Annotated in this window: 15 protein-coding genes; 12 read left to right on the forward strand and 3 right to left on the reverse strand. The window is 50.3% G+C overall.

Going from position 1 to position 16,841, the window contains the following annotated elements; translation table 11 throughout:
* Positions 1 to 55 precede the first annotated feature (55 nt).
* Entirely contained in the window at positions 56 to 847 is a 792-nt protein-coding gene (locus EZV72_RS03630; RefSeq protein WP_137165955.1) for a carboxylesterase family protein, read from the reverse strand.
* Between the two features lie 196 nt (positions 848 to 1,043).
* Here EZV72_RS03630 and EZV72_RS03635 point away from each other — a divergent pair, with 196 nt between their 5' ends.
* From EZV72_RS03635 to EZV72_RS03645, 3 genes are all read left to right on the forward strand, one after another.
* Complete coding sequence (locus EZV72_RS03635) at positions 1,044 to 3,095, forward strand: TonB-dependent receptor (protein WP_137165956.1); 2,052 nt, start codon at positions 1,044 to 1,046, stop codon at positions 3,093 to 3,095.
* 554 nt (positions 3,096 to 3,649) lie between these two features.
* Positions 3,650 to 4,171: a prepilin-type N-terminal cleavage/methylation domain-containing protein gene (locus EZV72_RS18705; RefSeq protein ID WP_137165957.1), complete on the forward strand. Its 522-nt coding sequence runs from the start codon at positions 3,650 to 3,652 to the stop codon at positions 4,169 to 4,171.
* 36 nt (positions 4,172 to 4,207) lie between these two features.
* Positions 4,208 to 4,696: a GNAT family N-acetyltransferase gene (locus tag EZV72_RS03645; protein ID WP_137165958.1), complete on the forward strand. Its 489-nt coding sequence runs from the start codon at positions 4,208 to 4,210 to the stop codon at positions 4,694 to 4,696.
* Here the strand turns inward: EZV72_RS03645 and EZV72_RS03650 are convergent.
* A complete protein-coding gene (locus EZV72_RS03650) occupies positions 4,693 to 5,214 on the reverse strand; it encodes an acyloxyacyl hydrolase (protein WP_137165959.1) in 522 nt (173 codons plus the stop codon). The two genes, EZV72_RS03645 and EZV72_RS03650, sit on opposite strands and share 4 nt — an antisense overlap.
* A gap of 387 nt (positions 5,215 to 5,601) precedes the next feature.
* Between EZV72_RS03650 and cspE the strand changes: the two genes are divergently transcribed.
* The 5 genes from cspE to EZV72_RS03675 all read left to right on the forward strand — a co-directional run bounded on the left by cspE (position 5,602) and on the right by EZV72_RS03675 (position 11,322).
* Positions 5,602 to 5,808: a transcription antiterminator/RNA stability regulator CspE gene (gene cspE, locus EZV72_RS03655; RefSeq protein ID WP_137165960.1), complete on the forward strand. Its 207-nt coding sequence runs from the start codon at positions 5,602 to 5,604 to the stop codon at positions 5,806 to 5,808.
* Positions 5,809 to 5,894: 86 nt separating this feature from the next.
* The gene (locus tag EZV72_RS03660; protein ID WP_137165961.1) at positions 5,895 to 7,217 is read left to right on the forward strand and encodes a DEAD/DEAH box helicase; all 1,323 of its coding nucleotides are present in this window, start codon (positions 5,895 to 5,897) and stop codon (positions 7,215 to 7,217) included.
* A 195-nt stretch (positions 7,218 to 7,412) separates the two neighbouring features.
* Positions 7,413 to 9,539 (forward strand): TonB-dependent siderophore receptor, encoded by a 2,127-nt coding sequence (locus tag EZV72_RS03665; protein ID WP_137165962.1) that lies wholly within the window; start codon positions 7,413 to 7,415, stop codon positions 9,537 to 9,539.
* 23 nt (positions 9,540 to 9,562) lie between these two features.
* The gene (locus EZV72_RS03670; RefSeq protein WP_137165963.1) at positions 9,563 to 10,744 is read left to right on the forward strand and encodes a PepSY-associated TM helix domain-containing protein; all 1,182 of its coding nucleotides are present in this window, start codon (positions 9,563 to 9,565) and stop codon (positions 10,742 to 10,744) included.
* Positions 10,745 to 10,926: 182 nt separating this feature from the next.
* Positions 10,927 to 11,322, forward strand: a complete 396-nt coding sequence (locus EZV72_RS03675; RefSeq protein ID WP_175405034.1) for a MerC domain-containing protein — start codon at positions 10,927 to 10,929, stop codon at positions 11,320 to 11,322.
* 54 nt (positions 11,323 to 11,376) lie between these two features.
* Here EZV72_RS03675 and EZV72_RS03680 read toward each other — a convergent pair whose 3' ends face one another.
* Entirely contained in the window at positions 11,377 to 12,219 is an 843-nt protein-coding gene (locus EZV72_RS03680) for a helix-turn-helix domain-containing protein (protein ID WP_217495177.1), read from the reverse strand.
* Between the two features lie 176 nt (positions 12,220 to 12,395).
* Here EZV72_RS03680 and EZV72_RS03685 point away from each other — a divergent pair, with 176 nt between their 5' ends.
* The 4 genes from EZV72_RS03685 to EZV72_RS03700 are packed head-to-tail and all read left to right on the forward strand — an operon-like array spanning position 12,396 to position 16,823.
* Positions 12,396 to 14,201 (forward strand): acyl-CoA dehydrogenase, encoded by a 1,806-nt coding sequence (locus EZV72_RS03685; RefSeq protein WP_137165966.1) that lies wholly within the window; start codon positions 12,396 to 12,398, stop codon positions 14,199 to 14,201.
* Between the two features lie 30 nt (positions 14,202 to 14,231).
* Positions 14,232 to 14,690 carry a MaoC family dehydratase gene (locus tag EZV72_RS03690; protein ID WP_137165967.1) on the forward strand — a complete coding sequence of 153 codons (459 nt, stop codon included), beginning with the start codon at positions 14,232 to 14,234 and terminating at the stop codon, positions 14,688 to 14,690.
* A 23-nt stretch (positions 14,691 to 14,713) separates the two neighbouring features.
* Positions 14,714 to 15,631 (forward strand): SDR family NAD(P)-dependent oxidoreductase, encoded by a 918-nt coding sequence (locus EZV72_RS03695; RefSeq protein ID WP_137165968.1) that lies wholly within the window; start codon positions 14,714 to 14,716, stop codon positions 15,629 to 15,631.
* 10 nt (positions 15,632 to 15,641) lie between these two features.
* Positions 15,642 to 16,823, forward strand: a complete 1,182-nt coding sequence (locus EZV72_RS03700) for an acetyl-CoA C-acyltransferase (protein WP_137165969.1) — start codon at positions 15,642 to 15,644, stop codon at positions 16,821 to 16,823.
* Positions 16,824 to 16,841 lie beyond the last annotated feature (18 nt).

A 16,841-nucleotide genomic window follows, 5' to 3' on the forward strand; every position in this document is an offset into this window, starting at 1 on the left:
TGCACAATACTGGTAGCGGGCCGAGACCTCAATAAAAGCTTAAAACCAAAAACTGTTATTGCGCCATCAGCCAGGATAAAAAGTCTGGTTCGGCAAAGGCGCTGTCCCACGAGTTGTGGTCCGTATCAGGGTATACTTTTCGTTCAAGCACGGCGATATGCGGCCTGGCCTGAATTGCGACCAGGCGGGATAATTCGGGCACAACAACCTGATCATCGGCGCCATGATAAATACGCAGTGCCAGGTCTGGGGAAAAGTGTTGACCGATTGCCGGATTCGCCCCCGGGCAAATTGCAATGGCAGCACGAAACCACTGCGGTCGTCTGGCTAACAGTTCCAGCGTGCCCATGCCCCCCATCGACAATCCGGCAACATACACTTTGTCGGTATTAATAAAATGCTTTTGCATGAACCGGTGGGTGAGCGCCATCGCATTGGTTAGTGCATCGGTGGGCGGCACATTATTGCTCCCATTGTAGGGGTAGGCAAATCGAAATGGCAGCGAGCTGCGATCGGCGTTAACCACTGCCCAGTAGTCGTTCTCTGGTGCTTGTGGGAACAGCACCACCGCAGGAAACTGCTCGCGATTATCAACAAACAGTGCTGCCCCGTGAGTGAGCTGACTAAGATTGTCAGAGCCCCGTTCACCGGCGCCATGCAGAAATAGCACCAGCGGATATTGCCGGGCAGGATCAAAATTTTCCGGCAACAACAAACGGTATTTCAGTTCACCGGCGGGTCCATCAAAGCTGCGGGCCAGGAAAGCTGATTCCACCGGGGGAGTAGCATGCGCCGTGGCCATACTTATCCACAAAGCAATCAAAATTATCAGGCGAATCACAGGCATAAATGGCTCTGTTATCAGGTTGTAGACTTTCTCAAGCTTTGCATACTAGCTGCAACAACACCAGTATAGTGTTTATCAATCAAGCCACTTCATATTTACTCTAATCGCCACAAAACTGTGTTACGTTAATGTCATGTTATGGCTTTGCCGGCGGGTTTAGCGTAGCTTAAATACGAACCTCAATGCAGGATGCACTATGACAAACAATAAAACAGTTAATGGATGCTTTGGCCTGATGGTGTGTATCAGTAGCCAGGTGTGGGCTGATGAGCCATTATCTGACATAGAAAAAATTCGTATTAACGGGCAGCAAAGAGCGCAGCCTGGTGCTTATATTTCAGCATCACAGGGCTGGGTTGACGGACAGGAGCTGACAGACCGGCCAATGCTCAGAACCGGCGAAATGCTCGAATTTATTCCGGGTATGATGGTGACCCAGCACAGTGGCTCGGGTAAAGCCAACCAATACTTTCTGCGCGGGTTTAACCTTGATCATGGTACTGACTTTGCAGTGCACGTTGATGGTATGCCGGTGAACATGCGCAGTCACGGCCATGGTCAGGGCTATTCAGATTTGAACTTTGTTATTCCTGAAACTGTAGCCAGCCTGAATTATTTTAAAGGCACCTACTATGCGGCTATCGGCGATTTCTCTGGAGCTGGTGGCGCTCAGTTTGCGCTTAAAAACGAACTGTCGCGCAACCAGGTCTCAGCCACCCTTGGTGAGGACAACTATCAGCGCTATCTTGTTCTCAATCAGCTGGATGTGGGGCAGGGTAAGCTGCTGGGAGCCGGTGAATTTCAGGTTTATGACGGTCCCTGGACAGACATCAGTGAAGATATAGATAAAAAAAATGCGTTGCTCAGGTATGTGTCCGGGCTGGCCGGTGGCGAATTATCCGTCACGGCCATGGCGTATGATAACCAGTGGAACAGCGCTGATCAGATACCCTCCCGGGCGGTCGGGCAGGGGCTAATCGACCAACTTGGCTCGCTCGACACTACGGTGGGAGGCGAATCATCCCGCTATAGTCTGTCGGCACAGTTTACCGATGATGCCTGGCAAGCCAGCGGCTATATTATTGATACTGAGCTGACCCTTTTTTCAAATTTCACTTACTTTCTTGAAAACCCGGAGCTTGGGGATCAGTTCGAACAGCGTGATGACCGGGTCATTTACGGCAGTGATGTAAGTTACACTTATGCCATGGCTGGTTCTGATAACACTATCACCAGCGGATTTCAGTGGCGTTACGATGACATCGACGAGGTAGGATTGTATCCTACCGTTAACCGACAGCGAACCGGCGTAACCCGTCAGGATGCGATTAGCAGTGCTTCCTATGCTGGCTATATTCAGGCAAATTTGTTTGTAACTGACAAGCTGAACCTGACACTGGGCGGACGATATGACTATATTGATGTGGACGTTGACAGTGTACTGCCAGCGAACAGTGGTACAGACACAGATAGCATGTTTAATCTTAAAGGCGCACTGAAATATCAGTTAACTGACACAGCGACCATGTTTGTAAACTATGGTCAGGGCTTCCATTCCAATGATGCTAGGGGCGCGGTTATTCAGGTGGATCCGGTAACCGGCGAAGATGCGACTACCGCGCCGTTACTGGTGCGTTCTGAAGGTATGGAAACCGGTATTAACTGGACCGATAATCAACGCTTTAATGTATCCGCTGCGCTATGGCATTTGTCTCTGGATTCAGAACTGGTTTACGTAGGAGATGCCGGCTTCACCGAACCGAGCCGTCCTTCGAGCCGCACTGGCGTTGAAGCCAGCGCCTATTACTGGTTGGGTCATCACTGGAATCTGGATGCCGAAGCAGCCTGGACCAATGCCCGCTTTGACGATAATGTGGAAGGTGAAGGCGACTATATTGATGGTACTGTACCGGTGGTTGTCAGCGCCGGTGTTAGCTGGTTTGAGCACAGTGATCGTCAGGGTGTTAGTGCCACACTTCGTGTCCGCTACCTGAGCAGTCGAATTGTAGAGAGTACCGACACCGTATCAGCGCCTTCTACGTTTTTATTAAATGCTCAGCTTGGCTACCAGGCGGCGGACTGGCAGGTAGCACTGGAAGTGCTGAATCTGCTTGACCGCGATGCTCATGATATTGACTACTTTTATGCATCCCGCTTGCCAGGCGAGCCAGCGCAGGGCGTCGAGGATTTACACTATCATCCGGTAGAGCCGCGTACCGCACGGGTCACGGTAAGTTATTTCTATTAGCTCTGTAGCCTTTAATTGTAAACAAAGTGTTTATTTCTTGAAGGTGTCGGTATGTTTGCTATACGTTAGTAGTGTGCACAAACCGGCATGAGCGTGGTTTGCAATAAAAGCAAAACACAAAGAGCAGTCGATAACCGATAGCGTGTGAATCAGAACTATGCCGGACTGTACAACCATGCTTTGCATAGCAAAGGCTCAGTGGTATTGGCGGGAATCAGTAAAAAGGCCGGGATCCGTTAATGCCCTGTGTGAGGTTCTACTCAACGAGGATTAAACGATGGCTAAAGCAAAAGAACTCAAGCAGGAAATTAAGTCACGTAAAGCAAAAATTGCGAAACAGGAAGCAAAAGTCAAAAAGCTTAAGAAAAAGCTGAAAGCGAAAAAATAGTGTTTTACCGATATTAAAAGCAGCCACTGGCTGCTTTTTTTGTTTAGCCCGCATGTCGCGTATTTTACATCATACTTAATTAGTATTAAGTATGATGTTCATTCAGCCTTTCTGTGCTTACACTTAATTAAGAGTACATAAGTTAAGTAAGGTAAAGACTCGTATCGTGAAAAGGAAGCAAGGTTTTACGCTGATAGAGCTGATTATTGTGATTGTTATTCTGGGCATTCTGGCGGTCACCGCTGCCCCCCGGTTTATCGATATTTCAGCGGATGCACGGATAGCATCACTGGAAGGCATGCAAAGCGCCATGCAGGGCGGGGCGCAGCTGATTTATGGCAAAGCACTGATTGAAGGGGCCACCAATGGTTCCGATACTATCGACCATGGCGGTGCCACTATTGAGCTGCACAGTGGTTACCCTATTGGTAACTGGCAGCGAGGGTTTCGCTATGTGGTGACCCAGGATTTGCAAAGTTTTTCTAGTGCAACCGCAGTATGTCAGGCTGAATGGTGCGGCCGGGGTAACCAGACCAGCATTCCCAGTGGCATCAGCACAACCGCTCCCGGGCGAATTGGTAAAATCTTTCCTAAAGGCTATAGCTGGAACGACCGCTGTGGCGTGTATTACATGAATCATGAAGATGGCCGTGAACCAGAAATTGGCCTGGTCACCGAAGACTGTTAAGCTCAGAACGTCTTTTATCTTCTGGTTGGGATTATTTTGCAAGTTAACGTTCGCCGTTTTCAGTCGGCTGATTTATCCGCATTAAGTGAAATATATCGTTACCGGGAGGTGACTGAAAATACCTCACAGCTGATTTATCTGGGCGAAGAACAGGTTGCTCAGATATTTGAACATGCGGCCCGATATACGCTGGTGGCTGAAATCGACCACACCCTGGTTGGACATATTACCCTGATTCTCAGCGAAAAATGGCGCAGTAAACATGTAGCGTCAGTGGCGCTTGCGGTTCACCCGCAATGGCACGGGCAGGGCATTGGCCGAGCATTACTTCTTGAAGCTATTGACCAGGCCGATAACTGGCTGGGCCTGCAGCGGCTCGAGCTGGATGTCTATGTTGATAACGTCGCAGCCATTGGCCTGTATGAGTCTGTAGGCTTTGTTACCGAAGGGGTTAAGCAGCAGGCTGCGCTGAAAAATGGCCGGTTTGAGAGTCTGGTTTTTATGGCACGCCTGCACAGCCTTTAAAAATAATGCATATACGACAGTGCAATAAAATCCAGGCCGGGGTTCGGCTTTTTAATTCCTGCGTTAGAGTAATGAAAATAGCGTAGCGCCAGCTGGTGCTGCTCATGCTGCCCAAACCGGGCGACCAGGCCAAGGCGATCTTCAAACTGAAAGTGCGTGCTTACATCTTTGCCGGCAAATTGGGTGTCATCCAGCAACGAAACTCCAATGCCTGCTTCGACATATAAGGTGGCGTAGGTCAGTGTGGCCACCGGGTACTGGATAACCGGTGAAAACGACAGCACAAAGGTAGTATCACGTCGTTCCGGTTCGCCGTATTCCCACAAATTAATGCCGGTTTCAACATAGAGTCCAAGCTGTTCACTATAAGAGGACAGGGCATCACTGTGGTACTGAACGGCCAGTTTAATGCCTTCAACATCGCCTTCCCCGCGAATGTAGTCAGTAGAATAACTGATGCTGTTGGCCAGCACCGGGGTATGTAACAGGGTCATAATTATAAACAGTAAAGTTTTCATCGTCAGGGGCTCCGGGTTAGACAATGCCACTTTATGTTTCGATTGTTAGAATGAAAATTGCTTTAAATTGTATTGTTCGTTCTTTTTTTTAAAATGATTGTGGGTAGTGCAAGGAAAATCAACCGGTTTTGAGAGGGGGACAAGCAACAAATGAAGGTGAATAAAAAATATCCTTTGCGTGTTGCTAAAACGGTGTTACTATAATTCTGCCTTTTGAAGGTGCTATTTAAATTTGAACCATGCTTCTTCCGTTAGTCCCTTGTAAGTCCCTTCGTGCGATTCACAGTAAGATTTCTACCGTTTAAGCCAGTTTTTTTCGAAATTATAGTCCTTCATAGCTATATGGGTATTTACCCGAATTTATTTTTATTTTTAAAGGATAGACACATGTCTGCAACTGGTACCGTAAAATGGTTTGATGAAGCGAAAGGCTTTGGTTTTATTACTCAGGCTGACGGCGGCAAAGATGTATTTGTACACTTCCGTGCAATCAAATCTGATGGTTTCCGTACTCTGACTGAAGGTCAAAACGTACAGTTCACTATCGAACAAGGCCAGAAAGGCCCACAAGCTGCTGACGTAGAAGTACTGTAAGGTACAGCGAGTTAGCAATAGGCGTCCACTCGGGCGCCTGTTTTGTTTCTACCCCCCAAAAAACATTTCCACCGATACGAGGTTATATGTCGTTTTCCCAGTTGGGTTTGAATGCTGCATTGTTAAAAGCTGTGGCAGAGCAAGGCTATTCCACTCCATCGCCTATTCAGCAGGAAGCTATTCCGGCGATTTTAACCGGCAAGGATGTCCTGGCAGCAGCACAGACCGGAACCGGGAAAACTGCAGGTTTTTCATTACCTTTATTGCAACGTTTAGCGGATGGTCCGGCCGTTAAGGCCAATCAGGTACGTGCCCTGATATTAACGCCAACCCGGGAACTGGCTGCACAGGTTGAAGAAAATGTCAGCCATTACAGCCGCTACCTGGATTTATCCAGCGCTGTAGTGTTTGGCGGTGTGGGTATCAATCCACAGATGAAACGCTTGCGCCGTGGCGTTGATGTCCTGATTGCCACGCCAGGCCGGTTACTGGATCTGTATCAGCAAAATGCAGTGAAATTTAACCAGTTGGAAGTGTTGGTACTTGATGAAGCAGACCGCATGCTGGACATGGGTTTTATCCATGATATCAAGCGAGTCCTGAAGCTGCTGCCGCAGCAGCGTCAGAATCTGCTGTTCTCTGCGACCTTCTCTGACACGGTGACCACTCTGGCTGAATCGATTACCAACAGCCCGGTAAAAATCTCCACAGCCCCGGCTAACCGAACAGCCGATGATGTTGAACAGTATCTGGTTGCTGTGGACAAATCCCGTAAAGTGAAGGCCTTAACAGCGCTTATCAAAAAGCATCAGTGGAAACAGGTACTGGTATTCAGCCGGACCAAACATGGCGCGAACCGTATTGCCTCACGACTGGAAGGGGCGGACATTCCCGCAGCCGCCATTCATGGCAATAAAAGCCAGGGGGCCCGCACCAAGGCACTGGCTGCATTTAAAAATGGTGAGATTGACGTGCTGGTCGCTACCGACATTGCTGCCCGCGGCATTGATATCAGTGAGTTGCCGATTGTGGTTAACCTGGATTTACCAAACACGGCGGCAGATTATGTACACCGCATCGGACGCACCGGTCGGGCCGGTGCCAGCGGACAAGCATGGTCCCTGGTCAGTGCCGATGAACTACAGCAGCTCAAAGATATTGAAACCCTGATTCAAAAGTTACTGCCTCGCCAGGAATTAGAGGGCTACGAGCCGGAACTTAAGCTGGCCGAGACCACGCTTTCTGCGCCGAAAAAACCGAAAAAGCCTAAGGTAAAAAAAGCGGGGAGCGCTTCTTCGGGCGGGCCGCGTAAGCCTCGCCAGGGCCCCTCTGCTGACGGCGGACGTGGTCAGCAACAACGGCGGCGACGTAAACCGGCCGGCCCGAAAAAGCCAGCAGTCGCTCAGTAATTCCCTTTTAACAGGCAGCGTTCGCTGCCTGTTGCTTTTTTACTCTTCAGTCACGTTTACAGAAAATCTTAAAAAATAAAAAGTCAATGTTTTCATGGGCCTAGCGGTAACCTCATACTAAAGTCATAAACTAACTTGAAATAATTCTGCAAATGAGAATAATTCGCGTTAAATTATTTGCCGGAAGACGCCATCATGACAAATCGCTTATTTCCATATTCCTGTATTGCTATCGCGCTAGGCGCGAGTGCATCTGTCCAGGCAGAACAGACACCTGATGATATTGAAAATATTGAAGTAAAAGGGCGGGCTCAGCAATATTATCTGGATTCTAATACCCGTGTGGGCACCAAAACCGATGCGGATGTGCTGGAGATACCATTATCGGTACAGGTGCTGACCCGGCAGTTGATTAATGATCAGGCCGCCCGGGATATCACCGACATGTACCGCTCGGTAGCCGGCGTCAGTGAGTTCAGTTATTCGGGCGTCACGTTTCGCGGATTTCGGGATGACAGTAATGTTTTTTATGACGGTGTCAGAGGCGATCCGTTTTCCGGCTTCAGTGTGCCGCAACTGTTCAACGTAGAGCGGGTCGAGGTACTCAAAGGCCCGGCTGCGTCCCTGTATGGGGGAGGCGAGCCTGGGGGGATGATTAATTATGTCACCCGTAAACCCTCTTTTGCACAGCAGACAGACATAAAGGCAACGCTGGGTAATTTCAGCCGTAGCGGAGCTTCGGTTGACTCAACCGGTGCACTGACCAATAGTGTGGCGTATAGGTTTGGTGCTTTTTATGAAGAACAGAACTCGTTTCGCTACAACGCGAATGCTGAAAATATTGAGCTGGCCGGCGGCCTGACATTTTTGCTCAGCGACAATACCACCCTGACCACAACGTATGATTATATTGTGCAGAATCTGGGCGGAAACCGGCTGCGTGGTGTGCCTGTCGACGATGACGGTAATTTTCTGGTCAGCCGCCGCTACAATGCTAACGAAGCCGACGACTATCAGGATCTGGAAGCACTGGTACTGCAAGCCAAGCTGGAGCATCACTTTACCGATAATTTGAAGGTGAATACCACCCTGCGCTTTTTAGATAATCAGCGGGATCAGGCTTATCATGAGTCCCGGGAGTGGGTAGATGTTAATCAGGACGGTGTGGCCGATATCGCTGATCAGACCATTAAGCGCGAATACCGGTTACAGCACCGGGCTAATCAGGAAGTGAGTCTGACTACCGATTTTACCTATGATGCGACGCTGGCCGGCATACAGCACACCCTGTTATTTGGCGGCGATGTGCATGATGTGGATACCGATTATGACTATTTCCGGGCCCGATATGAAGCGGATGGTGTTGGTAATCTGAACATTTTTGATCTCAACTACGGACAGACCGATCCTGCTTCCTATACGCTGACCAATCAAAACCGGGATGGCCTGACCCGCACCCGCACCAGTGTATATGTGCAGGACACCATCGCCTTGAATGATCAGTGGTCCGTATTGATGGGCGCTCGCTGGGATCATTTTGATGAGGACAGCAAGGAAAATAACGGTGGCTATACTGACAGCAACATTTCGCCTAGAGTCGGGGTCAGTTATTTTCCGACCACCGATACCACGGTATACCTGAATTACTCAGAAAGTTTCAATCCGGTTGATACCTCAGATCAGGAAGACGCTATGGTCGCTGAACTGGATCCGGAAACCGGCGATCAGATCGAAGCCGGGATCAAGCAGAGCTGGCTTGATGGCGCGCTGGTCACCACCCTGGCTTATTACCAGATTGATAAGCAAAACCTGGTTGCCACAAACCCGGACTTTATCGATGGCGAAAATAATGCAGAAGAACCTGCGCTAATCAACTTCGGTCAGGTAGAAAGTGATGGTGTGGAATTTACCCTGGTCGGCGATATGACCGACTCGGTTAGTATTACAGCCAATTACGCCTACAACGATACCAGGGTGACTGAAGGAGACGCCGGCAACACGTTTGGCGAGGGAGACCGGTTTGTTAACGCGCCAAAACATCAGGCCGGAATATGGACACGCTATGCGCTGGACAGTATCAATTCAGCCGTAGCCATCGGCGCAGATTATGTCAGTGAGCAGCGCAGCTTTGATAACCAGAAAGTCAAAGGGTATGTTGTGTGGGATGCCAGCTGGACCACTCACATCAACGCCTGGTCATTGCAGCTCAATGTGCGCAATCTGTTTGATAAAGAATACGCGGTCAGTGGTTTTAGTCAACGTAACGGGCACTTCCCCGGTACGCCCAGAGAAGTGGTAGCTGAAGTGGGTTACCGCTTTTAACTAAGCGTGTAAAGCAAAAGCCAATGACCAGAAAGCTGATAACCAGAAAGCAGTGGCAAACCGTGCATCGCGTCTGCGGGTTTTACCTGGCGGTATTGCTGTGCTTTGTCTTGTTTACTGGTTCGCTGGCAACCGTGTCTCATGAACTGGATTATCTGACCAATCCGGCTATCCGGGCCAGCAGTACACAGCAGCCATTAAACTGGCCTCAGGTGTATCGCAGTGTCGGGCAGTATATTCCGGACACTCACCGGCTTTCCCGGCTCCAGCAGCCTGAACACAATAACTATGCGATCGAAGCGATTGTGCTGGATACGCAGCAACAACGCTATCGGGTGTATGTGGATCCGGTAAGCTATGCGGTCACCGGAACGGGTTCATGGATGAACTGGCAAAACAGTTTGCGCCAGCTACACCGGCACCTGATGTTGCCGCTATGGCTTGGCGTGACGCTGGTCGGTTTGCTGGCCGTGACGATGCTGGTGGGGCTGGTCAGCGGCTGGCTGATGCTGCCTGACTGGTGGAAAGTATTCTGGCAGCGGCCCCGTACCACCAATGCCCGGGTATTCTGGAGTGATATGCACAAACTGAGCGGTGCGTGGAGTAGCTGGCTGGTGGTGGTGATTGGACTCACCGGTGTATGGTATCTGGCTGAGCAGAACGGACTGCGCGCCACTTATCCTGATACGCCACAAGCACAAGGGCAGGTGTTGCCCGGCTCACTGGCACCGGTCATGGAACTCACGCTTGAACAGATAAACCAGCAGCGGCCAGCCTTTATTCCTGCTGTCTGGATTATGCCTGGCGAAGCCGGTAAACCTATGGTTGTCTATGGGCGAGAGTCCGGCTTGTTAGTGCGCGACAGAGCAAACCGAATTGTTGTCGATCCACAGTCTGGCAGATGGTTAAAGCAGTGGACGACCCCGGATTTAACCCTTCATCAGCGGATCAGTGAAGCCGCCGATCCGCTGCATTTTGGCACCTGGGGCGGTCTACCCGGCAAACTGATTTATTTTGTCTTTGGCTTGCTACTGACCAGCCTGTGTATCACCGGTACCTATCTGTATGCACTGCGCTTTTTAAAAATCAAAGACGCTCCCACACAAGGTGGTATGCTCAAAACCGGAATCAGTAAAATGGGCATCTGGGCAACAGGATCTATGGCCCTTATTTTTCTGGCTTTACTACTTTATATGATTGGCTGACGCTTCTTCTGTTTGTGGACTCATCGTCCCTATCTCCCTGCTTATCCAAATTGTGACGTAATCTGTTCTCTTTAAAGCGGACTATGTTATAATGTAACACGTTCAGTTGGAGTAAGCGTCAACGCTTCACTGTTTTGAGAATTTCGATGTTAGGCCACTGCAGGTCAAACAGGAGCGCGATAGTGTCATCTTTGCAAAAAATCGGGGACAAATTGGCCATCTTATTGTCATCAGTTTGTATGGTGCATTGTGTTTTTACGCCCTTACTATTGATTGCCATTCCGTCTATCGGCGGTGCGTTTTCTATTGGTCATGACACTTTCCACCAAATCATGCTGTTTTTTGTTATTCCTGTAGGTGTCGTTGCGCTAACTATGGGCTATCGTCGTCATCGCAGCCTAAGCGTATGGGTGCAGGGTGTGGGCGGCTTACTCATACTGACGTTTGCCGCACTGTTCGGCCATGAATTACTGGGTGAGATGGGTGAAACCTTGCTGACTATCGCCGGCTCCCTGTTTATTGTATTTGCCCATCTACGCAATTTTCAGATGCATCGACAAAGTTCATGCAGTGCGTAATTAAAGCGGTAGAAAGTTGCTCACAAAGCGTCTTATACAGACGCTTTTTTTGTGTCAGTAAAACAGTAACGGGTGCTTTACCGATGTATGATCAGTATTGACCGGCGGGGCTGTTTCATCCTGGGGATACAGAGAACTAATGGTCAGGCGAGGCTCAGACACATATGCGGTCGGTCCCATAGCGCCAACCGTCTGATTCACATTATAAAAAATCTGGCTTTGCCCGTTTATTTTCATCGGGATACGAAAACTGGCCATGGGATCGAGCAGGGCTGCCCGGCGAGCCCAGTCACTGGGAACCTGCGGCTGGGCAGACAACCGGTCAAGCAACGGCTCAACAGCCTGATTACTGCCCAGCAGTACATCCTGCTGCATACTCATCAATATCAGCGACAGCGCATCTTTCCACGCCTCGCTGGCATCCTCGGTGGCCGGCAGACTAAACAGAAAATCAAAGTGATTGGTTACCTCATCCAGCGCTTGCGTACCCGCTACAGCCTGATAAAAACTGACCCAGCTACGATTAACCATCAAAATATCGCCGGCACCGTTGATCAGTACCGAAGGGTAGGGATCCAGCGCACGCAAGGTCATCACCATTGCTTTGCGCAACCACTTTAATTGGGGACTGTGAAAGTCGACCCGGCCTGGCTGCGGCGTAAACCCGGCAGCTATAAGCAAGTGATTGGTATCCCGCTCTTTTAACGCCAGGCTGCCGGCAATTTTCAGCACCATCTCCTGACTCGGCTGCACATGGCCGTTTTCAAGGCGGCTGATATGCCGGGGCGAAGACTCAATACTATAAGCCAAATCTTCCTGATTTTTCTGCTGCACCTGCCGCCAGAACCGTAACAGGCGGCCAAAGGCTGATGTAGCCGGTTCGCTGTGTTTATTCACGATATCGCCTGGCATCCTCTTGATACAATATTTTAACAAAAAGGTCGTTCTTGACCTGTCAGGTCATGTTATCCCGCAGTGCGTCCAGCCACAATCGTTTGTGTTAAATCAGTGTTTATTCAGCTTTTCTGCCGCCAAGCCATCGCGCTGACGGGCAGGTATTATGAGGACTTATCATGGCTACATCCTTGTTAAATGATCGGGACATGGACTTTATGCTTTACGAGTTATTTAACGCTCAGCAGTTAAGTGACCGCGAGCGTTTTGAGGATCACAACCGGGAAACGTTTGACGCAGCAATGGAGACCGCCAGAAGCGTGGCTGAAAAATACCTGTTGCCGATCCGCCAGAAAACCGATCTGATCAAGCCGGAATATGACGGCCACAAGGCCCATCTGATCCCGGAGATCAAAACTGCTGTGCAGGCCATTGTTGAATCAGGCCTGGCTTCTGCCACCGCGGATTATGAGCTGGGCGGTATGCAATTGCCGTCACTGGTTGCCTGTGCGGTAAGTGCCCATCTGACCGCCTCAGGCATGAGTACCATGGGGTACACCACCCTGACTAATGCTAATGCTAACCTGATTCAGTCCCATGGTACGCCTGAACAAATCGAGAAGTGGGTGGTGCCAATGCGCGAAGGGCGCTTTACCGGCACCATGGCAATGACCGAGCCGGGGGCGGGATCGGGTCTGGCCGATCTGATCACCAAAGCGGTGAAGCAGGACGATGGCACCTACCGGATCTCCGGCAGTAAAATTTATATCTCAGGCGGTGATCACGACTTGAGTGACAATATCGTTCATCTGGTACTGGCCCGGGTGCAGGGGGCTCCGCGCGGAATAAAAGGAATTTCCCTGTTTATCGTGCCTAAGTTTATGGTGGGTGATGACGGTGAGCTGGGCGAACGGAACGATGTGGCCCTGGCTGGCCTGTTTCATAAGATGGGGGGCCACGCTATCACTTCCACATCACTAAGCTTTGGCGAGCGAGATGGCGCTGTGGGCTACCTGGTGGGCGAAGAGAACATGGGCCTGAGCTACATGTTTCACATGATGAACGAGGCCCGGTTGTTTGTAGGAATGGGCGCGACCGTGATGGCGCTGGCTGGTTATCAGTATTCTCTTAATTATGCTAAAGAGCGCCCGCAGGGCCGTCTGTTGGCAGAAAAAGATCCCCAGTCTGCCCCGGTCAATATTATCGAGCATTCAGATGTTAAGCGCATGCTACTGGCCCAAAAAGCCTATGCAGAAGGCGCGCTGGCATTGTGCCTGTTCGGGGCCAGCCTGCATGATGATGAGAAAACCGCCCCCACATCGCAAGCCCGTCAGGACGGTCACACGCTGCTGGATTTTCTGACGCCCATTATCAAAACCTGGCCGTCAGAGTGGGGGCTTAAAGCAAACCATTATGCCATTCAGGTACTCGGTGGGGCTGGCTATACCAATGAACATCCGGTGGAAATGTTCTATCGGGAAAACCGGCTGAACCCTATTCATGAAGGTACCACAGGCATTCAGTCAATGGACCTGCTGGGACGCAAAGTGCCGATGAACAACTTTGCCGGCTATACCGCCTGTCTTAGCGCGATGCAAAAAGATATTGAGGCAGCCGGTGCGCTACCTGAACTGGCTGCCCAGTGTGAGGCGCTGTCAAAAGCAATCGCAACGCTGGACAGCACAACCAAAACGGTTCTGGGGGCCACCCAGACTATGAATGCTGATGCCGTATTTTCCAATTCAGTAAAGTATCTGGATATGTTCGGCCATGTGGTGATTGCGTGGATGTGGCTGAAACAGGGAATAGTGGCCGCCCGAGCTTTGCAAGGTCAGCCGCATGCTACTGACGAGGCATTTTATAGCGGCAAGCTTCAGGCGATGCGGTTTTTCTTTAATAGCGAGTTACCCGAAATTTATCACTGGGCTACGCTCGTCAGTAGCTTAGATACCACCAACTATGACATGCAGACAGACTGGTTTTAAGCTGTCAGTCCTGCAAACAAGGAGATAACAATGCAAGTGGTTACCCGGGAAGAAATCGTTAACAGCGTGGGCAAAGATTTGCCTGTTACTGACTGGTTTACGGTGACGCAACAACAAATCGATTTATTTGCCGAATGTACGCATGATCATCAGTTTATTCATGTCGATCCGCAAAAAGCGGCACAAACACCGTTTGGCAGTACGATTGCCCATGGTTTTCTAAGTCTGTCGATGCTGTCTTATTTTGCCGAGTCATTTGCGCTGCAGGTTGAGGGCGCGTACATGGGCATTAATTATGGCTTTAACAAAGTGCGGTTTATTGCTCCGGTGAAGGTCGACAGTCGCATACGTTGTCATGCCACCGTAGTTGATGTCAGTGAGGATAAGCCTAATCAGTTTAAAGTGACCAATGCGGTGACTATTGAAATTGAAGGTAGTGATAAACCGGCGCTCAAAGCAGAGTGGATCGGTGTTCAGCTGGTTAAGTAACAATGGGTGTAAAGGGGAAAAGTATGACGGTTTCATTTCACGAACAAGTGGCCATTGTCACCGGGGCCGGTAACGGATTGGGTAAGTCACACGCACTGGAGTTGGCGCGCCGGGGAGCCAAAGTCGTGGTTAATGACTTTGGCGGTGCGCGCGACGGTACTGGCGGCTCATCGCAGGCTGCGCTGGATGTGGTCGCGATGATCACCGAAGCCGGTGGCCAGGCTATTGCGCATGGCGCCAATGTGGCTGACTTTGAACAGGTTCAGGATATGGTCAGACTGGCTATGGATACCTGGGGCCGGGTGGATGTCCTGATTAATAATGCCGGTATTCTTCGGGATAAGTCGTTTAGCAAAATGTCGATCGACGATTTTAAGATGGTCATGGATGTTCATGTGATGGGCAGCGTGAACTGCACTAAGGCTGTGTGGGAAATCATGCGCGAGCAGAATTACGGGCGTATTGTGATGACCACATCATCCAGCGGTCTGTACGGTAACTTCGGCCAGTCTAATTACGGTGCGGCTAAAACAGCGCTGATTGGTTTGATGAACACCCTGGTTCTGGAAGGGGCAAAAAACAATATCCGGGTAAACTGTCTGGCTCCGACAGCCGGCACCCGAATGACCGAGGATCTGCTGCCGCCGGAAATTTATAAAATGCTGACAACCGAGTCGGTCACCGCAGGTGCACTGACGCTATGTCATGACGATGCTCCCAACCGCTTAATTCTGTGTGCCGGGGTAGGCGGCTATTCGGTGGCAAAAATCGTTGAAACAGACGGTATTTTCTTGCCCCAGGAAGCGCAGACACCCGAAGAGGTGGTAGCAAACTTTGCCAGAATAACCGATAGCACTGACCAGAAAGAGCTGGAAAATGGCGCAAAGCAGGGTGAAAAATTCCTGCAAAAAGCCATGGCTTATGTAGCGTCTCAACAATAAGGACATGATCATGAAAGAAGCAGTTATTGTTTCAGTGGCCCGCACGCCCATTGGTAAAGCCTACCGGGGCGCGTTCAATAACCTGGAAGCGCCAACTCTGGCCTCATATGCGGTTAATGCTGCGCTGAGCCGGGCAGGCGTGGATGCCGGTGAAGTGGAAGATTGTTTGTTCGGTGCAGCCCTGCAACAGGGCACCCAGTTTGCCAACCTAGGCCGTCAGGTAGCCATGGCGGCGCGCATGCCGGTGAGTGTTGCTGGCATGACTATTGACCGCCAGTGTTCGTCGGGGCTGATGAGTATTGCCACCGGGGCCAAACAAATTATGGTGGATGGCCAGCAGATAGTGGTAGCCGGCGGCTGCGAGTCTATCAGTCTGGTACAAAACGACAAACTGAACACCCACCGTATGGTGGATCCCAATGCGATCGCGCATAGCCCGAATATTCACATGCCTATGCTAGATACTGCCGAAACAGTGGCCCGGCGTTATAATATCAGTCGCAGCATGCAAGATGAGTATGCGCTGATGTCGCAGCAGCGTACCGCGCAGGCTCAGGCAGAGGGGAAGTTTGACGAAGAAATTATACCGGTAACCGCGACCAAACTGGTATACGACAAACAAACCGGTGAAACCAGTGAACAGCAGGTTACTCTTGAAAAAGATGAAGGCAACCGGGCACAGACCACTCTGGACGATTTAAGTAAGCTGAATCCGGTCAGGGAGAACGGTTACATTACTGCCGGGAATGCCTCTCAGTTATCTGATGGTGCAGCAGCAGTGGTATTGATGGACCGGCAGTTAGCCGAGCAGCGCAATCTTAACCCACTGGGGATGTACCGAGGTATGGCGGTGGCAGGCTGCGAGCCAGATGAAATGGGAATTGGCCCTGTTTATGCCATTCCAAAACTGCTTAAGCAGCATGGCCTTAAAATGGATGATATTGGACTGTGGGAGCTCAATGAAGCCTTTGCGGTACAGGTACTGTATTGCCAGAACAAACTGGGGATTCCGTCTGAGCGACTCAATGTGAATGGGGGTGCTATCTCAATTGGCCACCCTTACGGAATGAGTGGTAACCGTATGACTATGCATGCATTAATTGAAGGAAAGCGCCGCGGGGTAAAATACGTGGTGGTGACCATGTGCATTGGTGGCGGTATGGGCGCAGCCGGGTTGTTTGAGGTTTTGTAATCATTTGCTCAGGCAATC

The organism is Salinimonas lutimaris, assembly GCF_005222225.1.
In the GTDB taxonomy this organism is placed as follows: Bacteria; Pseudomonadota; Gammaproteobacteria; order Enterobacterales; family Alteromonadaceae; genus Alteromonas; species Alteromonas lutimaris.